This is a genomic window from Collinsella sp. AF31-11 (assembly GCF_003475605.1).
In the GTDB taxonomy this organism is placed as follows: domain Bacteria; phylum Actinomycetota; class Coriobacteriia; order Coriobacteriales; family Coriobacteriaceae; genus Collinsella.
In genome coordinates this window covers 22,897-42,761 of the sequence record NZ_QRQS01000016.1, presented here as the reverse complement: position 1 = coordinate 42,761, position 19,865 = coordinate 22,897, and the positions used below count along the sequence as shown (strand labels likewise).

Annotated in this window: 16 protein-coding genes; 4 read left to right on the top strand and 12 right to left on the bottom strand. The window is 57.1% G+C overall.

The features are described 5' to 3' along the window. Window positions 1-316: 316 nt before the first annotated feature. The 5 genes from DWZ22_RS09565 to DWZ22_RS09545 form a co-directional block, all read right to left on the bottom strand. Window positions 317-1,030: a GntR family transcriptional regulator gene (locus tag DWZ22_RS09565; RefSeq protein ID WP_055252186.1), complete on the bottom strand. Its 714-nt coding sequence runs from the start codon at window positions 1,028-1,030 to the stop codon at window positions 317-319. Next, window positions 1,015-1,782 carry a GntR family transcriptional regulator gene (locus tag DWZ22_RS09560; RefSeq protein WP_118406001.1) on the bottom strand — a complete coding sequence of 256 codons (768 nt, stop codon included), beginning with the start codon at window positions 1,780-1,782 and terminating at the stop codon, window positions 1,015-1,017. The genes DWZ22_RS09565 and DWZ22_RS09560 overlap by 16 nt, the downstream gene beginning before the upstream one ends. A gap of 35 nt (window positions 1,783-1,817) precedes the next feature. Next, window positions 1,818-2,309, bottom strand: a complete 492-nt coding sequence (locus DWZ22_RS09555; RefSeq protein WP_117636071.1) for a hypothetical protein — start codon at window positions 2,307-2,309, stop codon at window positions 1,818-1,820. Window positions 2,310-2,646: 337 nt separating this feature from the next. Next, window positions 2,647-5,175 (bottom strand): phosphoketolase, encoded by a 2,529-nt coding sequence (locus DWZ22_RS09550; protein ID WP_118406000.1) that lies wholly within the window; start codon window positions 5,173-5,175, stop codon window positions 2,647-2,649. Window positions 5,176-5,379: 204 nt separating this feature from the next. After that, a complete protein-coding gene (locus tag DWZ22_RS09545; protein WP_055252182.1) occupies window positions 5,380-6,408 on the bottom strand; it encodes a LacI family DNA-binding transcriptional regulator in 1,029 nt (342 codons plus the stop codon). Window positions 6,409-6,591: 183 nt separating this feature from the next. On the opposite strand from DWZ22_RS09545, the gene murB reads away from it, so the two are divergent. Next, a complete protein-coding gene (gene murB / locus DWZ22_RS09540; RefSeq protein WP_118405999.1) occupies window positions 6,592-7,554 on the top strand; it encodes a UDP-N-acetylmuramate dehydrogenase in 963 nt (320 codons plus the stop codon). A gap of 231 nt (window positions 7,555-7,785) precedes the next feature. Here murB and DWZ22_RS09535 read toward each other — a convergent pair whose 3' ends face one another. After that, on the bottom strand, window positions 7,786-8,991 hold the full coding sequence (locus DWZ22_RS09535; RefSeq protein ID WP_117636049.1) for a hypothetical protein: 1,206 nt from the start codon (window positions 8,989-8,991) through the stop codon (window positions 7,786-7,788). 268 nt (window positions 8,992-9,259) lie between these two features. Between DWZ22_RS09535 and galE the strand changes: the two genes are divergently transcribed. After that, a complete protein-coding gene (gene galE / locus DWZ22_RS09530; protein ID WP_117564856.1) occupies window positions 9,260-10,321 on the top strand; it encodes a UDP-glucose 4-epimerase GalE in 1,062 nt (353 codons plus the stop codon). A 144-nt stretch (window positions 10,322-10,465) separates the two neighbouring features. Here the strand turns inward: galE and DWZ22_RS09525 are convergent, their stop codons facing one another. Next, entirely contained in the window at window positions 10,466-10,684 is a 219-nt protein-coding gene (locus DWZ22_RS09525; protein ID WP_117584253.1) for a transposase, read from the bottom strand. Window positions 10,685-10,977: 293 nt separating this feature from the next. On the opposite strand from DWZ22_RS09525, the gene DWZ22_RS09520 reads away from it, so the two are divergent. Both DWZ22_RS09520 and DWZ22_RS09515 read left to right on the top strand, forming a co-directional pair. Continuing rightward, on the top strand, window positions 10,978-12,276 hold the full coding sequence (locus DWZ22_RS09520; RefSeq protein ID WP_117856218.1) for an ATP-binding protein: 1,299 nt from the start codon (window positions 10,978-10,980) through the stop codon (window positions 12,274-12,276). Window positions 12,277-12,418: 142 nt separating this feature from the next. Next, the gene (locus tag DWZ22_RS09515) at window positions 12,419-12,937 is read left to right on the top strand and encodes a hypothetical protein (protein ID WP_124786586.1); all 519 of its coding nucleotides are present in this window, start codon (window positions 12,419-12,421) and stop codon (window positions 12,935-12,937) included. Between the two features lie 897 nt (window positions 12,938-13,834). Here DWZ22_RS09515 and DWZ22_RS09500 read toward each other — a convergent pair. From DWZ22_RS09500 to DWZ22_RS09480, 5 genes are all read right to left on the bottom strand, one after another. Beyond that, window positions 13,835-15,469: an ABC transporter ATP-binding protein gene (locus tag DWZ22_RS09500; RefSeq protein WP_084591801.1), complete on the bottom strand. Its 1,635-nt coding sequence runs from the start codon at window positions 15,467-15,469 to the stop codon at window positions 13,835-13,837. Continuing rightward, window positions 15,453-16,751, bottom strand: a complete 1,299-nt coding sequence (locus DWZ22_RS09495) for a radical SAM protein (RefSeq protein ID WP_117638255.1) — start codon at window positions 16,749-16,751, stop codon at window positions 15,453-15,455. The genes DWZ22_RS09500 and DWZ22_RS09495 overlap by 17 nt, the downstream gene beginning before the upstream one ends. Before the next feature lie 66 nt (window positions 16,752-16,817). Continuing rightward, the gene (locus DWZ22_RS09490) at window positions 16,818-17,606 is read right to left on the bottom strand and encodes a hypothetical protein (RefSeq protein WP_035137757.1); all 789 of its coding nucleotides are present in this window, start codon (window positions 17,604-17,606) and stop codon (window positions 16,818-16,820) included. Further along, the gene (locus DWZ22_RS09485) at window positions 17,603-18,421 is read right to left on the bottom strand and encodes a hypothetical protein (protein WP_117564851.1); all 819 of its coding nucleotides are present in this window, start codon (window positions 18,419-18,421) and stop codon (window positions 17,603-17,605) included. The genes DWZ22_RS09490 and DWZ22_RS09485 overlap by 4 nt, the downstream gene beginning before the upstream one ends. Then, complete coding sequence (locus tag DWZ22_RS09480; RefSeq protein WP_035137759.1) at window positions 18,421-19,341, bottom strand: ABC transporter ATP-binding protein; 921 nt, start codon at window positions 19,339-19,341, stop codon at window positions 18,421-18,423. Before DWZ22_RS09480 ends, DWZ22_RS09485 begins: the two co-directional genes overlap by 1 nt. Window positions 19,342-19,865: the final 524 nt, after the last annotated feature.

Here is a 19,865-nt window from a genome sequence, read left to right as displayed (position 1 = left end):
TGGTCGAAGTGCATGATCTCGATCTTCTCGGTCTCCTTCATTCCCGCTCCTTTCACGAGCAGTTTGAATTGTCACACGGCCCGGACGGGCTTACCGTCCCGTCGCACCGCCTAACCTTGTGGTCATCTTGGCCCCAAGCTCAACAATTCAAAGGTTCTTAATACCAGTGAACGATTACAGGTTAGCCGTTTTTAATACCGATTTTTCGATTTCATCCTCCCCTCTCGGTAGACGGTCAGTTTTTGCCGCCCATCGGTCAAGCGACATATGGCCATAAAAGACGAGCGCCCTGCCGTACACAAGGACGCTCTGAACACTAATAGTTGTAGGTATATCCACCGGCATCGCCGCGGGTAAAAGACTTGGCACACTCGATAACCTGTCCACTCGAGTCATAGGTCAGGCATTCCAGCACGAGGGCCAGGTCGCCCGGCTCAAGATCGAGCAAACTCGCATCGCGTGCGCCCAGCGCCTCAATATCGAGCTTCTCAATCGATTTATCTGGCTTTCGGCCCAACATGTCATAGGTCTCATACAGGCTGAAAACCGATATGTCCACGTCTTCGATGCCAGGGAACAGCAGACACGGGATCAGCGTCATCTCGATCGACACGGGTTCACCATCAATGCAGTTAAGACGGCGCACCGAGTAGAGCAGATCGTCCTCGCCGATACCAAACAAGTCGGCATAATACGGGCCGGCATAGCGTTTGGAGCGCGCCAGGATGCGCACCGACGGCGTCGCGCCCGAAGCTAAAACCGACTGACGGAAGCCGCCCTTGCGAGCGTGCTCGTCAAACCACTTGTGCCCCACAAAGGCGCCCTTGCCCTGCACGCGACGAATCTGGCCACTTTTGACCAGCTCATCCATGGCGCTGCGGATGGTCAGGCGCGTCGTGCCAAACTCCTCGGCCAGCTCATTTTCGGACGGAATCATCGAGCCCGTCGGATAGTCACCGCGCTCGATTCGCTCCGCAATGCAGCGGCGAATTTGCTTGTAAACCGGCAAGTCTTCTACTGCCTCAGCCATTCGACACCCACCTTCGTCGCAACGCCGTCTGCCTCACCGTTATCGGCAAATCGATACTTGGTCGGCAGGGTCACGGACTTGCAATACTCGACAAAGCCATCGTTCTCATCGCGCTCGTGCGAAGCCTTATAAAACACCGGGGCGCCCTCCTGGGCATCCAGCAACTTGGCCTCGTTGGCGTTCAGACGGCTGATGGAAATATGCTCCTTGCCGTGCGACACGCGGACATTCCCCTCTTTGAGCAAAACGTCGTAGAGGCTCTCCTGCTCGAAATCGTGATCGGGAAGCGAGGGACACAAAGACAGATTGACGTATGCCGTCTCGATCGACGCCGGGGAACCATTGACCACGCGCACGCGCCGAATGCAGAAGAGCGGCATGCCCAGCTCGATTTGGGCCTTTTGGGCCAGGTCGATATCGGCGTACACGACCTTGGAGCATACCAGGCGTGCGGTTGACTTTGAGCCGACCCTCTCCACCGCCTGCGTATAGTTCCACGTTTCCTGAAAGATGTTCAGCGGTTTGGGCGGGCACACATAGGTGCCCGAACCGCGGCGGCTTTCCAAGGTTCCGCACGAAATGAGACGCGTGATCGCAGCGCGCAACGCCGTGCGGGACACGCCCAGCTCTTCACAGAGCACGCGCTCGGCGGGCAGCCGGTCGCCACCCTGCAGGTCATAATGGTTGATATACCAAAGAATGCCCTCAAAGGCGCGATCTTTGGGCGGAATCGCATATGGTTCACTCGACATGGGTAAGGCTCCTCGACCGCTTGATGCTGCGGGCATCATTGCTCCGAACGCCCCATGGCGTCGAAGGCTTCTTTGATCTGTTCCGCAACGTTCCGATACGACCGATATAGGCCGCAGTCTCGCTTGACTTCGCCCGCAGTCACAGGAATCTCAAGCTTCGAAATCTCATCCTCGCCGGTTTGCACGGCAACGACGACACCCATACCAAGGCACATGTTACGCTTGGCGGCATTGTTTTTGGTAGCCTGAGCTGGGTTAATCAAAATCTGCTGAGCGAGCTCTCGATTGCTGAGCTGCGGCACATCCTCGGGATTTCCGGTCTCGACAATCTCGCATTGCAGCACATCCGCGTAGTCAAAAATCCTCGGGGTCGCGCCGCGCTGATGCACGGCCCACTTGCGACGCGTGGCATCCTGGTAGATAGCCGGCAAAAACGTAAAGCGCGGCGGGTCCAAAATCGTGTCCGTGATGGTAAACACATCGGGATCAAAGGCATCCTGCGGGTTTTTCTTCTTGAACAGCCCCATATCAGACTCCCGTACTAACACTTAACAACTCGAGCTAAATATAGCACCAATTTCAAGTCGCCGCTTTAGCGCATCGGTGCATGGCATCTATAGCTCGCCCAGCGGGAAATACACAGACGAGACCCGGGGCGGGGTGCTTGGTTTTGAGAAGTGGGCTTCGCGAACTTCCAAAACCAAGCACCCCGCCCCGGCCCCGGCAATGTAATTTTGGCTGACCATAGTTAGGTGCGCGGTCTCCAAGGCAGCAACAGCCAAGTCCCCATTACATTAAAAAATATCAGTCCCCGCAGATTGAAACGGTCGAGAGGGCCGCCTCCGGGCGAGACCGTCCCGGATGCTATTCGTTGTCGCCGGCAGTTAGCTGCGTTGCGGAGAGCACGCCGTCGGCTGCGGTTGCGGCAGCGGCGTCGGGCCAGACCCAGTCGGTAAAGGCCGGGTGATCGAAGCCCTCGTCGCACGCGAACTCAAAGGCCTCGGTGCGGAAGGCCTCCCACTCATCAATCTGCTCGGCAAACTTATCGGCGTCGACCATGCGCAGCACGTCGGCGGCCAGGGCCCAACGATCCATGTTGTTCAGGCGCAGCATGTCGAACGGCGTGGTCGTGGAGCCCTTCTCCTCGTAGCCGTGGACGCGGAACGCGTCGTGTCCGGGGCGGTTCCAGATCAGGCGGCGAATCGTGCCGGCATAGGCGTGGAACGCGAAGAGCACGGGCTTCTCGCCGCAGCCAAACAGCTCAGCCCAGCGCTCGTCGCTTATAGCCTGGTCGTTCTCGCAGACGTTCTGAATCTTGAGCAGATCGACCACGTTGACGAACCATACCTTGATGCCCAGCTCGCGCAGCATATCGGTTGCAGCCAGAGCCTCGAGCGTCGGCACGTCGCCACAGGTGGCGACCACGACATCGGCCTCGGTGAGTGAGTCAGCGGTCGATGCCCACTCCCAATTTGCGACGCCCTCGGCGAGCTCGGCCTTTGCCTCGTCGACCGTCTGGAAGGTCGGGGCGGGCTGCTTGCCGCAGAAGATGGCGTTGACGCAGTCGGTGGACTGGTAGACGCGCTCGGCCACGGCGAGAGCCATGTTAGCGTCGGCCGGATAGTAAGCGTTCACGATATGCGTGTCGTTGGCCTTGTTGAGCAGCAGGTCGATAAAGCCGGGATCCTGGTGCGAGAAGCCGTTGTGGTCCTGACGCCAAACATGGCTCGACAGCAAAATGTTGAGGCCGCTGATGGGGGCACGCCACGGAATCTCGCGCTTGGTAGCCTCGAGCCACTTGCAGTGCTGGTTGACCATGGAGTCGACCACATGGACAAAGCTCTCGTAGGAGCTCCACACGCCGGAGCGGCCGGTGAGCACATAGGCCTCGAGGAAGCCCTCGCACTGGTGCTCGGACAGCTGCTCGACAACCTTGCCGGAGCCAGCGAGCAGCTCGTCGTTGGCCTCGTCCTCGTAGAAGCCGGCATCCCACTGCTTCTTGGTCACCTTATAAGCGGCCTGCAGGCGGTTGGACGCGGTCTCGTCGGGACCGAAGATGCGGAAGTCGTCCATGTTCTTGGCCAGAACGTCGGCAGTGTACTCACCAAAGACGCGGGCGGCCTCGGTGGAGCCCCAACCATGGCCCTTCTCGGCGACGGGAATCTCGTGGGCGTGGATATCGGGCAGCTCGAGCTCGCGACGCACCTTGCCGCCGTTCGCGTTGGGGTTGGCGCCAATACGCAGCTCGCCGGTCGGCATAAAGGCCGTTACCTCGGGGCGCACCTGGCCCTCGGGCGTAAAGAGCTCCTCGGGCTTGTAGGAGCGCAGCCACTCGCGCAGCACGCGGAAGTGCTCGTGAGTGTCCTTGGCGCTTGCCAGCGGCACCTGATGGGCGCGCCAGGAGTCCTCGGTCTTCTTGCCGTCGATCTGCTTGGGGCAGGTCCAGCCCTTGGGCGTACGGAACACAATCATGGGGTAGGCCGGGCGGACCACGGTCTCGCCCGCGGCAGCCTGGGCCTGCGCGGTGGCCTTGATGTCACAAATCTCGTCAAAGACCTGCTCAAACAGGGCGGCAAAGCGCTCATGGATGCTTGCGTGGCTCTCGTCGTCAAAGCCGGCGATAAAGAAGTGCGGCCTATAGCCCATACCCTCAAAGAACTTGGTGAGCTCTTCGTCGGACACGCGGGCGAGGATGGTGGGGTTGGCGATCTTGTAGCCGTTGAGGTGCAGGATCGGCAGGACGATACCGTCGGTTGCCGGGTTCACGAGCTTGTTGGACTGCCAAGAAGTCGCGAGCGGGCCGGTCTCGGACTCGCCGTCGCCCACCACGGCCACGGCCAGCAGGCTCGGGTTGTCCATGACGGCACCGTAAGCGTGGCTGAGCGTGTAGCCGAGCTCGCCGCCCTCGTGGATGGAGCCGGGCGTCTCGGGCGCAAAGTGGCTCGGGATGCCGCCGGGATAGGAGAACTGGCGGAAGAACTTCTGCAGGCCGGCCTCGTCATTGGTGATGTCGGGGCGGATCTCGCGGTAAGTACCGTCGAGCAGCGACTGGGCGGTGCCGGCGGGGCCACCGTGACCCGGGCCCATCAAGAAAATGGCGTTCTGGTTGTGATCGGCAATAAGGCGGTTGACGTGGCCGAACAGGAAGTTGATGCCAGGCGTGGTGCCCCAGTGACCAACCAGGCGATGCTTGACGTCCGGACGACCGAAGTCGCGCGCCTCGCCAGTCTTATCGTCGACAAAGTCAGCGCGCATCAGCGGGTTGGAGCGAAGGTAGATCTGACCGACGGACAGGTAGTTCGAAGCGCGCCAATACAGATCGACACCCTCGAGCTCGGAAGCCGGCACCTCGTGCCCCAGCTTTTGCCACGGCGTCCCCAGTGTTTTAGCCATTGTTTATGTCCCTTCGCTGCGCGGTCACCCTCCGATACGGCAACCATTCGTTGGGACTAGTATATTTGCTAAAACGTTTTATCATGGTGAAAAAACGTTTTACCATCTCTATCAAACACACCAATTGGCAAAACGCAACATTCACCTGCGGCATTGCCTGTCACAGATGCTCCACATTCAATCTTCTCGAATTGATAAACATGTTTAGTTGTATTTAGTAAGTTCTAGAACGCTGCCCTTCACAATGAGAGCAGGCTCCAGAACCACTTCTTCGGCACGCCTGCCGCCCTTGCCGGCAAGACGTTTGGACATGCAACCAAAGGCATGCTCGGCAAGCACGCCCGGATCCTGCTCGATCGCGGTCAGCGCCGGCTCAAAGAGAACGTCGGCAGCCGAGTTGTCATAGCTCACCACCGAGATATCGCCCGGGATGCTCTTCCCCATCTCGTGCAAGCGCTTGAGCAAACCGAGGGCGATGTTGTCCGAACTTGCGAACACGGCGGTGGCATCGGTTGCGAGCACCGCCTCCGAGGCCTCGTAGGCACTCGGAATGTAGTACTCGCTCTCGAACTCCAAGCGCGCGTCGATGGGCAGGCCAACCTCGCGCAGCGCGCGTTCATAGCCGGCAAGTCGCTTGCGGCCCGTATTGGAGCGGCGCGCGTTAACCAGGCAGGCGATGCGACGGTGGCCTTGCTCGATTAGATAGCGGGTGGCCATATAGCCGCCCATCTCGTGGTCGAACATCACCTTGTCGCACTCGAGCCCCTCAATGGCACGGTCGACCATTACAGCCGGGATGGGCAGGTGGCTGACTTCTTCGCGAAGCGCACGGTCGTCGGAGAACTCGTCACCTACCACCAGGAAGACGCCATCAACGCCGCGCGTCACCAGCTGGCGCAGCAGCTCCAGATCGTCATCGGCGCTTCCGCCCGAGCTGGTAATAAAAAGCGCGTAGCCGTCCTCGCGGCAGCGCTTTTCCAAGCTGCCGGCGAGCGAGGCGAAAAAGCGGCTCTCGATGTTGGGGACGATAAGGCCCAAGGTGCGCGACTCGCGCATGACCAGGCTGCGCGCGATCTGGTTGGGAACATAGTGATTGCGCGCCGCAACCTCCTTGATGAGTTTGCGGTTTTCTTCCGAGATGCGACAGGGCCGATTATTGAGAACAAGCGAGACCGACGAAGGGGAAAGCCCCACCTCTTGGGCAATCTGCTTGAGGGTGACTTTGTTGGCCATCTCGCTCCTTCCGGGTTTACGCGCAATCTCTTGAAAGTATAGCGACTGCCCCTCTACCTCGATGATAAACACTTTATCAATCCGGTGGACGGCAGTTTTATCGCCGCCAGCGCACCAAATACATCTGGGTGGGGTATATTGCAATCGATTGATGAGAACGACCACCAAAAGGCGGATATTCGTATGCACGAGAACGACTTTTTTAACGAGGACCTGCTGTGCGCGCTCGCTGGCGTTGCCGGCGAGGACAACGTGTTGATGAGCGAGCCCATGCGCGAGCACACCACGTTTAAGATCGGTGGCCCGGCCGATGTCTTTGTCACGCCCGATACCGAGCAGGGCCTCGTCGCCACGCTTGACACCTGCTATCGCTGTGATCTGCCGCTCACCATCGTGGGCAACGGCTCGGACCTGCTCGTCGGAGACAAGGGCATCCGCGGCGTCGTCGTGGCGCTGGGCGAGGGCCTCTCCGACATTACGGTCGACGGCACGCACGTCACGGCGGCAGCCGGCGCCCTGCTTTCCGATGTCGCCGCGGCAGCAGCCGAGGCCGGCCTCACCGGCATGGAGCCCATCTCGGGCATCCCCGGATCGGTCGGCGGCGCCTGCTACATGAACGCCGGTGCCTATGGTGCCTGCATGGCCGATGTGCTGGAGTCTGTGCGTGTCTACAAGCCCGCCCGCATGTTCGACGACGGCACCCGCGGCAGCGGCAACATCATCGAGTTCGATGTCGATGAGCTCAACCTGGGCTATCGCAAGAGCCGCATTGCCGACGACGGCTTCATCGTTCTTTCGGCCACCTTCAATCTCGCCCCGGGCAACGCCGCGATGATCAAGGCCGACATGGACGACTACCGCCAGCGCCGCGAGGACAAGCAGCCGCTCGACATGCCGAGCGCCGGCTCCACCTTCAAGCGCCCCGAGGGCTACTTTGCCGGCAAGCTCATCATGGACGCCGGCCTGCGCGGCCATGCCGTCGGCGGTGCGCAGGTAAGCGAGAAGCACTGCGGCTTCATCGTCAACGCCGACCACGCCACCGCAGCCGACGTCGACGAACTCATCCGCGAAATCCAAGCCAAAGTCAAAGACCAATTCGGAGTAGACCTAGAACCCGAAGTTCACCGAGTAGGCGAATTCCTCTAATAAAAAAGAAGGCCCCGAAAGGGGGCTTCGCCATCTTTATATCAGGCAACCAGTCCGGTGTGTCGCGCTTTGAACCCGAAAGGTCCGGGACTGCGGGCGAGGCATAAGGTTGGTCGCGAGTTCCGCACGCAAAGAAGGCCACTTAATGTGGCCTTCGTCTTGCGCAGGACTGTAGAGCAGGCAACCTTATGCCTCGCCCGCAGTCCCGGACCAACCAGCTTCAAGCCGCAGTTACGACAGCGCAATACCGCCAAGCCAGCCCCAACGCACGCCCGACCCAGTGCCATAGAAGCTAATAAACGAATCAAGCGACTTAGACGTAATGGCGCCCTCGTTGCTCATTACGATGCCGCCGCCAACGTAGATACCCACATGACCGTAGATAAGGCCCGGAGCACCCGTGCCGCTGTGCGAGGAATCGGCCACGATCATGCCCACCTGCAGCGCCGAGCGGTCGGAGCTATAGCACCAGGCGTTGAACATGTCACACGCGTTGCCGCCAAAATAGCCCACGCCGGCATTGCGGAAGACATTGGTAACCCACGCCGCGCACCAGTTCTGACCCGGCGAAGGCGTGGAGTAGCACGCGTTGACGACGGCCTGCTGCTTGCCCGAGCCGGCATTCTGCTGCGGAGTTCCGGGCGCATACGATCCACCGCCCGAGCTCGAACCACCCGAGTAGGAATTGTTCTTGTTCGCGGCGGCCGCGGCAGCGGCGGCCTTCCTAGCGGCCTCCTCGGCCTGGGCGGCAGCGAGAATCTCGGAATCGCGCTGAGCCATGAGCTCCTTGACGTCGTCGGAAAGACCGTTCAGCACGGTCTGGACTTCTTGCTGCTTGGCCTGCATATCCTGCATCTGAGCCGTCTGCTGGTCCTTGAGTTTCTCCAGGTTGGCCTTTTGTGCTTCGAGCTCGGTCTTCTGCGCGTCGAGCTCAGCCTGAATCGTCTGGATATCCTCGATGGCATCGCGGTCGCTCTTGTTGATCTTCTCAACGTAATGCGCGTTGGCGACGAGTTCCTCAAACGAGCCAGAGGCCAGCAGCAGCGACAGGATGTTCGTACCGCCGGACTTGTAGCTGGCGGCCACGCGATCGGAAAGGTCGTTGCGCTTCTTCTTGAGCTCGGCCTTCTTTTCATCGATCTGGGCCTGCGTGTCGTCAATCTTGCCCTGGACATTCTCGATGTCGTTGAGGGTCTGGGCATTCTTGTTGGCGAGCGCCGCGTACTCATTGGCAATGCTGTCGAGCTGAGCCTGGACCTCGTCGAGCTGGGCCTGGGCGGCATTCAGTTTGTCGGTGGTTTCTTGACTGGCCTCAGCCGCATGGGCGCGGGCGGGCAGGCCAAAAAGAACAGCCGCAGAAGCGGCGCCGAAAAGAGCCTTAAGGGCAGTGCGGCGCGAAAGCTCCTGCGTAAAGATGGAATCGTTGTTTGGTGACATATGTACTCCGTTACATGCTTATTTATATGTCGCTCAACTCAAACATATTAACGCACATCGCGCTTGTCCCAACTATTTCCACGAACGGCTGGAAAAGCATGGTCAGCGGCTCGCAAATACGTCCCACACCAAAGGTAAGGATTATGCAAATAACACCCTATGAGTACGTTAACATCAATCCTCTGGTTTTCCTGCCCCGCGTGTTTTGGGCGCCCCCAGCTGCGCTATACTCCCCTCAAGAAGTGTTCCTGATTCGATAGGAGACTACATGTCCAAAGCACTCGACCCCAAAGACACCTGCGTCCTCGTTACCGGCGGCGCCGGCTTTATCGGCTCGCACACCGTCGTTCAGCTGCTCGAGGGTGGCTACCAGGTTGTCGTCGTCGATGACCTCTCCAACTCCAGCGCCGTTGCCATCGACCGCGTCAAGACCATCGTGGGCGACGAGGCCGCCAAGAACCTCACCTTCTACGAGGCCAACGTGCTCGACCGCGATGCGATGAACAAGATCTTCGATACCCACCAGATCGACCGCGTCATCCACTTCGCCGGCTTTAAGGCCGTTGGCGAGTCGGTGAGCAAGCCCGTCGAGTACTACCACAACAATATCGAGAACACCCTGGTGCTCATCGATGTCATGCGCAACCACGGCTGTAAGTCCATCATCTTCTCGAGCTCTTCGACCGTCTACGGCGATCCGGACAATCCGCCCGTCACCGAGGAAGACCCCAAGAAGCCCGCGACCAACCCCTATGGTTGGACCAAGTGGATGATTGAGCAGATCCTCATGGACGTCCACACCGCCGACCCCGAGTGGGACGTCGTGCTGCTCCGTTATTTCAATCCCATCGGTGCCCATCCGTCGGGCCTGATCGGCGAGGACCCCAAGGGCATCCCCAACAACCTGGTGCCCTACGTCGCCCAGGTCGCCGTCGGTAAGCTCGAGGCCGTTCAGGTCTTTGGCAACGACTACCCCACCCCCGACGGCACCGGCGTGCGCGACTACATCCACGTGTGCGACCTGGCATCCGGTCACGTTGCCGCCCTCAACTGGATGAACGGCAAGACCGGCGTCGAGATCTTTAACCTGGGCACCGGCACCGGCACCTCGGTACTCGAGGTCGTCGCCGCCTTCTCCAAGGCCTGCGGCAAGGAGCTGCCCTACGTGATTCGCGAGCGCCGTGCCGGCGATATCGCCGCCAACTGGTGCGATGCCTCCAAGGCCGAACGCATGATGGGCTGGAAGGCCCAGTACGACATCGCGGACATGTGCCGCGACAGCTGGAATTGGCAGAGCCATAACCCCAACGGCTTCGCCGACGCCGAGTAGCCACTCCCCCGTGCTAGGTTTTGTGGCATGCCTCAAAACCTAGCACGCGACATGCTCGGCACATGCCGCTTCCTGCATGGGTAGATTTCTAGACATGTCCCAAAAATCTACTGGCCCCGGCCTCCAATGTGAGGTCGGGGCTTTTTAGGAACTCGTTCTCGAGCTCGAGCTCGCGCATGCACTTGCGGCCGCCGCGACCGGGTGGTTGGTCAGCTCCTTCTTCCTGACCGTCACCCATCTTCCCAGGGTCTTCTCGTTGATGCCGAGGTCGGCTGCCACTTGGGCGATGGGCTTCCCCGACGCGGCGGCGAAGTCTGCGGCCTCGGCGCGGTACCCCGCTGTGTAGGAGGGCCCGTCTGCCATGACTGACACTCCTTTCTTTTTGGCGCTGAAACGATTATCGCCGCTCAACGCCATTCCTCTAAGTCAAGTGTCCTTGAATACGATACAGTTCAAATGGACGAGGAGAATCTGGCGCTCCTCTCGATGAGCCCGGAGAGGTCCCTGGTCGTCACCTTCCCCCGCGCGAACGCGAAGCGGACGGCGGCGAGCCATGTCCTCACCGCGCGTTCCATTTAGGGAGTCCTCGAGAAGTCGATCTCTCTGTGCGATAATCGAGCTATTGAGTCTCGCGAGTTTAGAGCTGGTGATATGCATTGAAAATCAAGATGAAAAACATCGGCAGGGTCGCTGAGGCCGATATCGAGATTAATGGTATTGCCGTGATCGCCGGGGAGAACGGGACGGGGAAAAGCACGGTTGGAAAAGCGCTTTATGCGGCCTTCAACAGCATGTCCGATTCGGAGAACAAAATCGACCGCATGAGGCGCAATAGTGTTGAGCGCGCCATCAGGAAGGCATATGTGGGAAGCCCTCTCGACTCCACGTCTCGCCACAGGCGAACTGCTGGAAGAATGAATAGTTTCATCGACAGGGTTTTTTCGGGCGAGTGCACGAGGGACGAGCTTATTGATGAGATAAAGGAGTATTACGGGGAGGAGATCTCCCGTGAGATCGAATCCGATTTCACGAATGGCGTAGCAGGAGTTGCCGATCAGATTATCGAGATCATGGATATCTCCGATGATGAGGTATTTCGTGCGATTGCGACAAACAGGTTCCGAAGCGAGTTCAACGGCCAGATCAATTCGGTTTTCGGCGAAGAGCCCGGGAAGGTCGAACTCCAGATAAAGGACGCATCTACGGTTTTCTCGGTTGCAAGTGACGAGGTGGCGGAGGTGCACGATAGGAGGGTTTTGCGATTCAGGGCGCATTATCTGGACGACCCGTTCCTGATCGATTCTCTCGGAGGACCCTACGGCCCCGCTTTTCGGTTCAAGCCCCTCCTTGGACACCAGGAGGAGCTGCGGCAAGATTTGATTCAGGCGACCATCCGTAACGATGACAGCGAGTCCTCGCTGTTCGAAGAGATCGCGAAGGAGCGACACCTGAAGGTTCTCATGGACAAGGTTTCCTCCTTATGTCCGGGGCATTTCGAGAGGAGCGAAAGTCGCGGTCACCTTACGTATCTCGAAGAGGGCTTCGCTCGGGGGTTGGAGCCTGGGAACCTTTCTGCTGGCTTGAAGACGTTCGCCATCATGAAGGTGCTCTTGAAGTCCGGCGCGCTAGATGCCGGAGGGACTATTATCCTCGATGAACCCGAGATTCATCTTCATCCTGCATGGCAGCTGGCCTTCGCCGAGATAATCGTGCTGCTCCAGAAAGAGCTCGGGATGCACGTCTTAATGAGCACCCATAGTCCATATTTCCTGAATGCGATCGAAGTGTATTCTAAGAAGCACGCTGTTGATGGATTGTGCTCATATTATCTTGCGGAGACCTGCACTGATGGACGCTCTCGCTTTGCCGATATAACCGGCTCGACTGAGGTCGCCTACGAGAAGCTGGCGGCTCCTTTTGATACGCTTGAGAGGGAGGAGTACGGCCTTGAGTAGCGACCTGTGCGCCTCCTGCCCTCATCCGAACTCTCCCGCGGTGCCAGATGGCAGCGATGGTTGCTCCCGTTGCAGGACCTGTATCCTAAGGGACTGCACGTCGACCATCTCCAAAACATCCAGAGACGGGAGCGTCTCTCTTGTGGATGACGATTTGCCTGTTGTCAATTTTGACTCTGTTAAAGAATGCTACTGCAAGAAGGTCAATAGGTGGATGCAACTCCCGCGCTCCGCCGATGCGCTGTATTGCGATCGGGAAACGTTATATCTAGTCGAATTTAAAAACGGCAGTCTGAAGGAGACGCTGGGGAAGAGGCTCAATCCCAAGGATGACGAAGAGCTTGGTATCAATCTTGGCCAAAGGGACGCCCTCATCGAGAAGTGCAAGGACAGCGTTTTGATCTGCTCGGACCTGTGGGGAAAGAGGACGAGATGGTTTCGCGAGCACTGCGTCTTTGTTTTGGTATACAACGAGGACAAGAACAAGACCGCGTTGAAGCGGGTTGCCAGCTCGATTAGGAAAAAAGCGCGTTTTGGGCTTCCTGACAAATTGAAAGGTTTTTGCGTGAAGGATGTCTTGACGCTAACCGAAAAGGAGTTTTCGACATCGCTCCTTTCAACTTGGCGAGACGCAGAAGAAATCGCGGAGGTCGACGCGTAGGAGACCGAAAAGCATCCGGTGGCTATTTGCTCCCGATATCGATCGTTCGTCTGCAGTCGGTTTTCTTTCCGCTGCGCCCGCCAGTTTGCGATGAGTCGCGCACCGTGTGAAGCTCAACACGGATGAAATACAAATATAATCCCCCCTTGCACTGTGTTGATAAATATTGCTCGTCGAACTCATCTGAACTGGGCTTTCTTGCATAGAACTGCCTGAACCTGAGCGTTTTCGGGTATCGCATTGCCCGATCGAGCACCATCGCGACCTTCTCAAGCTTGTCCTCGGGCGGACTCATAGCCACAGCCCCGCATGCCGTCCCGGTTGGAGCCGGGATGAGCCCTCAGGAAGCACTGCATGAAGTAGCGCATCCGGTTCACGGGCCCCAGCGGGTTCTGGCCGTCGGGAACGCCCTTGAGCAGCTTCGCGTTGTAGTGCTGGCTCTTCAGTGACAGATTGTTGACGGGAGCCGTGTGGCGCCCGGCTCCATGTCGTGGATGAGCGCGGAGCCGGGCGCCACACGGCTCCCGAACGTCGCCAAGGTCTTCGCCCTGCTTGTCTTGCCAAGGCCCTCCCGGATGAAGATTGAATTGCCTGGCTCATCGCAGCCGAGCGCGACACGGCCTCTACCCGAGACCATCATCTCTACACATAGCCCATCATTCGACAAGAACGCGCAGTTTGTCCTGCATAGGCGCATGGTGTCCCCCTCCGCCGCAAGAGGTGAGCAAAAGAGAGGCTCCCCTCGCCACTACCGGACAAAGGGACCTCTCTGGGGAAACACGCTATAAAACCTTCTTGCCGGGCGGTCGAGTACAGCACCGACGGCGTACCCGTGGAGACCTACCCAGAGCCCACGCCATTTCAAGTTTCTTGGTCTTCAACGCCACAATCCGATAATCATCCAGCCGTCGAAATGACCTCGTCACAGGCGGCAAGCATCTCCTCGTCATGAGTGACAACGATTACAATATGGTCTCTCTTAATTTCATGAAGCAATTTGATCAGCGCGCCTCGACTCTTCGCATCAAGTGCTGAGGTCGGTTCATCAAAAAGCATAACGTCCGGCGATTTCAACAGCTGTCTCACAATTGCAATCTTTTGCTTCTCGCCGCCGGACACCCCTCCTTTCCCGCCGTCAAGCATCGCCGTTGCCCCGTTCTCCACAGAAGCAACCATTTCGTCTAGCCCCAATATGACAAGCATCCGATTCAGCTTATCCATCTCGTAATCATCAGAAAGCAGCGTAAGATTATCGAGAATCGTCCCCTCAACGATAGGGGGTTCTTGCTCCGTAATGCTGACTCGACACCGCCGCAATGCATATCGATCGATGCAACGCTGTGACACCCCGTTGTAGCGAACGGCCCCTTCTGTGTCATCTGGATATAGCCCCAATATCACTGACAGCAGCGAGCTCTTCCCCGAACCATTCGGCCCCGAGATTCCATATAGCCGACCCCTGGAAAACGCGAGCCCCTCAATGCTTAACGCGACCCTTTCCGCCCCTGGATAACGTAGCTTGATGTTCTCTAGACGGATTTCCTCAATCGGACCAAGCGCCAATTTGCCATTCGCTTCCACCGGGACATCCCAAATTCTTTTCAGCCGCTCATAGCATACGCGATTAGTCTGGTAATCCCTTCCCCAGCCCAACAAATACTGTACCGCTGAGCTTAAGTTCGAATAATATCCAACAGCAGTCACGAGAAAACCAGGCAACAGTCTCCCGCCCATCACTTCAACCGCGCCCACAGCAAGAAGACATCCTTGAGCGGCGGAAGCGACCAACGCGTTGCCAAAGGTAAATCTAGACCCTACTTCCTGATTTGCTCTCATCGTTGGATAGAGCCCATTAAAAGCTTCGACCAGTACAGCGCGGGACCTATCGAACAAAGCATGTTTGCGGATGAAATCAACTTTCTCCAACTGATCTTGTAGACAGGAAAAAAACCTCGCGCTCTGCTCTTGTACGTCAAAACTTCTCTCAAACAGCCTTGCGCGTGAAACCGCATAAAAAGCGGCACTCGCTGCCGCAAGAACAAGGCAGACCACACTCAACTTGATATTCAGGCTACCGAGAACAAACAGGGCGGACAAAAGGGTGATAACGTTGCTTGAAACCCCCACAACCGAGTTGATTACGAAGATGACAAGGTCATTAGCGTCGTGATTGATTTGCTGGTTATAATACGACGCGTTGAAGCCCTCGAAGAATGCCTGGGGAAGGTGCTTCACGTGCTCAAGCGTATCCGCATTTAAGCCGAACCCCGCATGCGACTGAAGGTTGATGTACAGCATCTCTGAGCAATACACTAGTCCCGCTCGAACCGCTTGGACCGCAACCAAAATAAGGCAACAAACGAGAACGGCGGCAAGATCGGCGCTGGCCGGCATCGCCAATCGGTTTACCACTATGCCGGTAAGAAAGGGACCCGCAAGCGCAAGCAGCCCGACCAAAACTGTTACGACAAGATAGGCGTAGAATCGACCGCCCAGTATATATTTTCTACAGAGATTAAGCATCAGCCTCATTTTGCCCCGCACCCCGTTTTGCCGTATTCATCATCTGGGAGAGCAGCATTTTTTGCTCGGCATCATACCGGAAGGAAACGCAACGTTTCCCCTCACCGTTTAAGGCGTGGTTGGGGCACCCTCCCATGCACATGGGAAAAGCAAAGCACTCTTGGCATTCCGGGTCATCCGGCTCATATGCCATCCAGTTAATCATGTTCTTGCTCAACATTGGCGGCTCGAAAATAGTTCCGACCCTCCGCTCCTTCATTCCAATGTCATCCCAGCACTTATACAAATCTCCGACGGGATCAACCACGTACGAGTTGATTCCAACGGCGCAACATATCCCGAAATTCGTCCCACCAAAAGGTTGAACTTTGAAGCCCCGCGCAATTGCCCTTTTATAAAACTCAGTCTCCTCATACGAGAACTCTTTTACAGTAAAGCAGTGGCTGTCGTTCGCACATACCTGATTGATATCGTCAACAGGGGCTAAATAGAAGTGAACCTTATTCATCAGGCCATTTAGCTCGAGATAATCCAATAGCTCTTGAGCGGCCTCGATGTTGGTCTTGTCGACGTTGCTCCTTATCGAAATATCGATGATGTCGGCACACTCTTTGACGTTCTTGAGAATACGTTCGTATGTAGGGCTTCCGTCGTGAAGAATCCTTCTCGAATCGTGATCCGACTTCGATCCATCTATAGTCACTTGCGCGCTCGTCACACCACATGCCGCGAGCCTCCTTGCAACATCAGGCGTCAGCAGATAGCCATTTGTCACTATCGATGCGGAATATTCACACGTTGGCCCCACGACATCTTTCAGATCCGACGTAATCCGTTCGATCATCTTCATTCCGAGCAGAGGCTCGCCGCCGTACCATCCAACTGAGAGACTTGCGATACCAGGATAGTAATCTTTCACGAACTTGGAGAGCTGTGTCAAAACCTCCTCGCCCATCGTCGTGTACGCCTGTCCCTTTTCATAGCAGTAGGGACAGCAAAAGTTGCAAGCCATCGTTGGCGCAATGGTAAGGGACAGAGCAGTATTCGCAAAGCGCGCGGCGCGACTTTGCAACCTGATCTCCCCAAGCTCGTCCCTCTCCTCATTGACTAGGATGCCTCCCCTTATCAGCTCCGCGACAAGATCATCGGCATCCCGAACGTCCCCTTCTTGAATCCTTTTGAATTTCTGCGCGTATTCCGGATTTAACGACAGGATGCCGCCGGTTCGCGCATTCATGATAAGAAGACTTCCGTTATGTTCATGCACCACATTAAATTGCGACAGTTTCACTTCGCACCATCTCCATTTCCAACCAAATCCATATCGACCCTCAGACGCTGCGCATACGCCAGCGCACTACCTTCTTCGATAAAAACTGCACGAAAGCAGCAATAGACATGCGAGCGACACGATGACCGCATGGCCGCATGCAGCCATCAGGACCGTCCCGCCGGCAGCCCCGCACGCCCTCATCCAATAAGCCATGTGAACCGGGGGTAAAACGGTTGGGAAACTCATCGCGATAACAAGGCCCGCGAACGTTGCGACCAGCAAGGCTCCCGACACAAGAGATCTGATCCTGAACACCTCATATGCAACCGCAACCATCAGCGTATAAGCGGCGTCTATAACGATATTCGACAGGAGTGCCGAGGTCACATTACCAACCGTAAGGCTGTCTAGACCGCTTCCGGAGCACACGGCAAAGACCGCAGCGACACCGAGAGTAAACACGATGTAGGGGCACAGCGTATACACTTCGCAAGCCAATGTCTTTGCCGCAAACAGCTGCCAGCTGCGGAAGCCCCGAGCAATCGAAACTCCCCTTGCCGACACGCTCGTCGCATCACCGAATAGCGTCCCCGCCACAACAACAGAGACGATTGGGAAGAACACCGTATGCGCCATGGAGACGACACTTAGCCAGGAAGAGATACCCGTTGGCCCAACCCCTATCGAGAAAAGATAGCCCGGATCGGCGGAAAAGCCAAAGAACTGGCCCTCTCCCCCTGCGGAGACCCATGCGCCGGACCCGGCAAACACATAAATCCCCGCGATGCCCAAATACATCAGCGCTATTATCACGGCGAGTTTCATTCTCCTTGCGCGGAACAGTTCCGCCCTGACCGACATCCCAAGATTCATCGAACCGCCGTCCTTACAAATAGCGAGACGAGCGCAACTCCAACCGACACAAGCACAGTGCCGCCCGCATACAGCAAAACCTGAATTACACCAACATTCTGCATACTCAGGGAACACAGGTTCATCAGGTAATACACGGGCGAGAGCATGAGCAGCAAGCTGGGCTGACCGCTTCCGTATGTACTTGGGAACCACACCATCACAAATGTCGAAACCGCTATTGCAACGACGCTGCTCGCCACCACACTCCTCGTGAGCAAATACAGGGCGAAGGTAGCGGCGTACATCGAAATGAGCAGCAGCGCGATCATCAGCGCAATCGATACAAATTGGGCAAACCCTGAGCACGAGGCCCCAACGTCCCATTGGGCCATCTTGGTTAAATACAGCGCAGTCGTAGAAAGAAGATACACGGCACCGACCAGAGTGCAGTTCACCAACAGCTTCGTGATCACAATCGCCGCCTGCGACACCCCTCGCGATCTCGATACGGCGTAAGCCACGGATTCAAAGTCTCTCGACGTAGCGTAAACCGCGTAGAGAATCGTCACCGGAATCCAGACCACTGTAGACGCAAAAGACGTCCGGGCAACAGAGCCCAAAACGTCCCCTGCATCCACTAGGTTTCCAATAAAACCTATAGCCCCTCCAAGCGTATACGGGTCATCACCGGCGACCATGATCAGCACCTCAGACGAAGTCGCAGCCGCAACCACATACAGCACAGCCGCAAGCGCAATCATCAGAGCGGTCGCCGGGTGCCTGGCGAGCAACCATACCTCGCTCCGAAAAGCTGAGATGAACTCGCGTTTCATCACAGCTCGCTCTCTCGACCGATGAGCTCCGAATAAAACTCCTCAAGGCTCTTCCTATGAGAATACGCCTCCGCAACCCTCACACCTGCGGTCGAGAGCGCTTCGATTGCAATGCCCCGCCCTTCCTTTTTCTCCTCATAGCGCATAAGGACGCTGCCGTCCGGCAGAAAAGAATGTGAGGTCTCATCTCCGAGAACCGATCTCGTTCGCTCCAGATCGTCCACATGCAACACGAAACCACCGCGGCATGACTTTTCCAGCTGAGGTGCGGTCATCCTTCGAATGAGGCGACCATGACTTATGAAGAGGTAATCAGTTGCCAGCTTGTGCATCTCCTCAAGATTGTGGCTGGATACGAGAATCGTTTTACCTTGATCTTTGTTAAGATGCGTAAGGATTTTTCTTACTTCGACTATCCCCATCGGATCCAGGCCGTTTGTCGGCTCGTCCAGGATCAACAGCTCCGGATCGCCCAGCAACGCTATGGCCAGATCGAGACGCCTCCTCATTCCCATTGAGAAGTTCTTCACTTTCTTCCCGCCGGCCTCCCCCAAACCGACGGTTGATAACACACCGTCGATGGAACGATCGGTGGGAAGCCCCCACTCAATACAGCGAACGACCAAGTTGTCTCGCGCGGTCAGATTAGGATACGAAGCATTGAGGTCGGGCATATAACCCAGCCTTTCCCTGCAGCTCCGTATTTCACGTCTCCCGGTTTGCCCAAACATCGAGATCGTTCCTGACGATGGCTCCGAAAGCCCCGTGATCAATCGAATTAACGTGCTCTTGCCGGCACCATTCTCCCCAATGAGTGCACACAGCTCGCCTTCCATTAAAGAGAACGAGACTGATTTAACCGCTTCAAACCCGCCATATCTCTTGGATATGGCACGCAATTCAACTGGGACTTCCCGCATGGACGACATCCTCCCCGTCAATAAAAAGGGACGACATGGCAATTGTGCGGGGTTATAGGTAACGTCGGTTCGCCCCCCATATTGCAATGCCACATCGCCCCTCAGGCGCTGCTGGCCAAAATATCTTTGAACAGTCTGTGCACGCCGTACGGCGTGCACTATCCGCTAAAAGCGGATAGTGCACTCCTGTGAAGAACACTTGGTGCTGCAGCTGCCGTGCGCGTAAAAGAAGCAATTGCTGCACATGGGCTCAGCCCCGGCTGACGGCTCGGTAATCCATTCCATTTCATTCCCCTCCTTTCGCGGTAGAAAGCCAGTTCATCTCTGCCCCCTAGAAACGGTGTTAGTGTCGGAAAAATTTAGCCAAATATAGTCGGCCGAGATTGACCAATCCCGGCCGACCCATTTTGGCCAACACGCCCGCATCTATGACTTTCCTATCGCATTCCTACATCCCCTCGGGCTGGATCCCCCTCACCTTCACCGCCTGGGGGACGGCCTCCACCGAGTACGTGTCGAGCCCC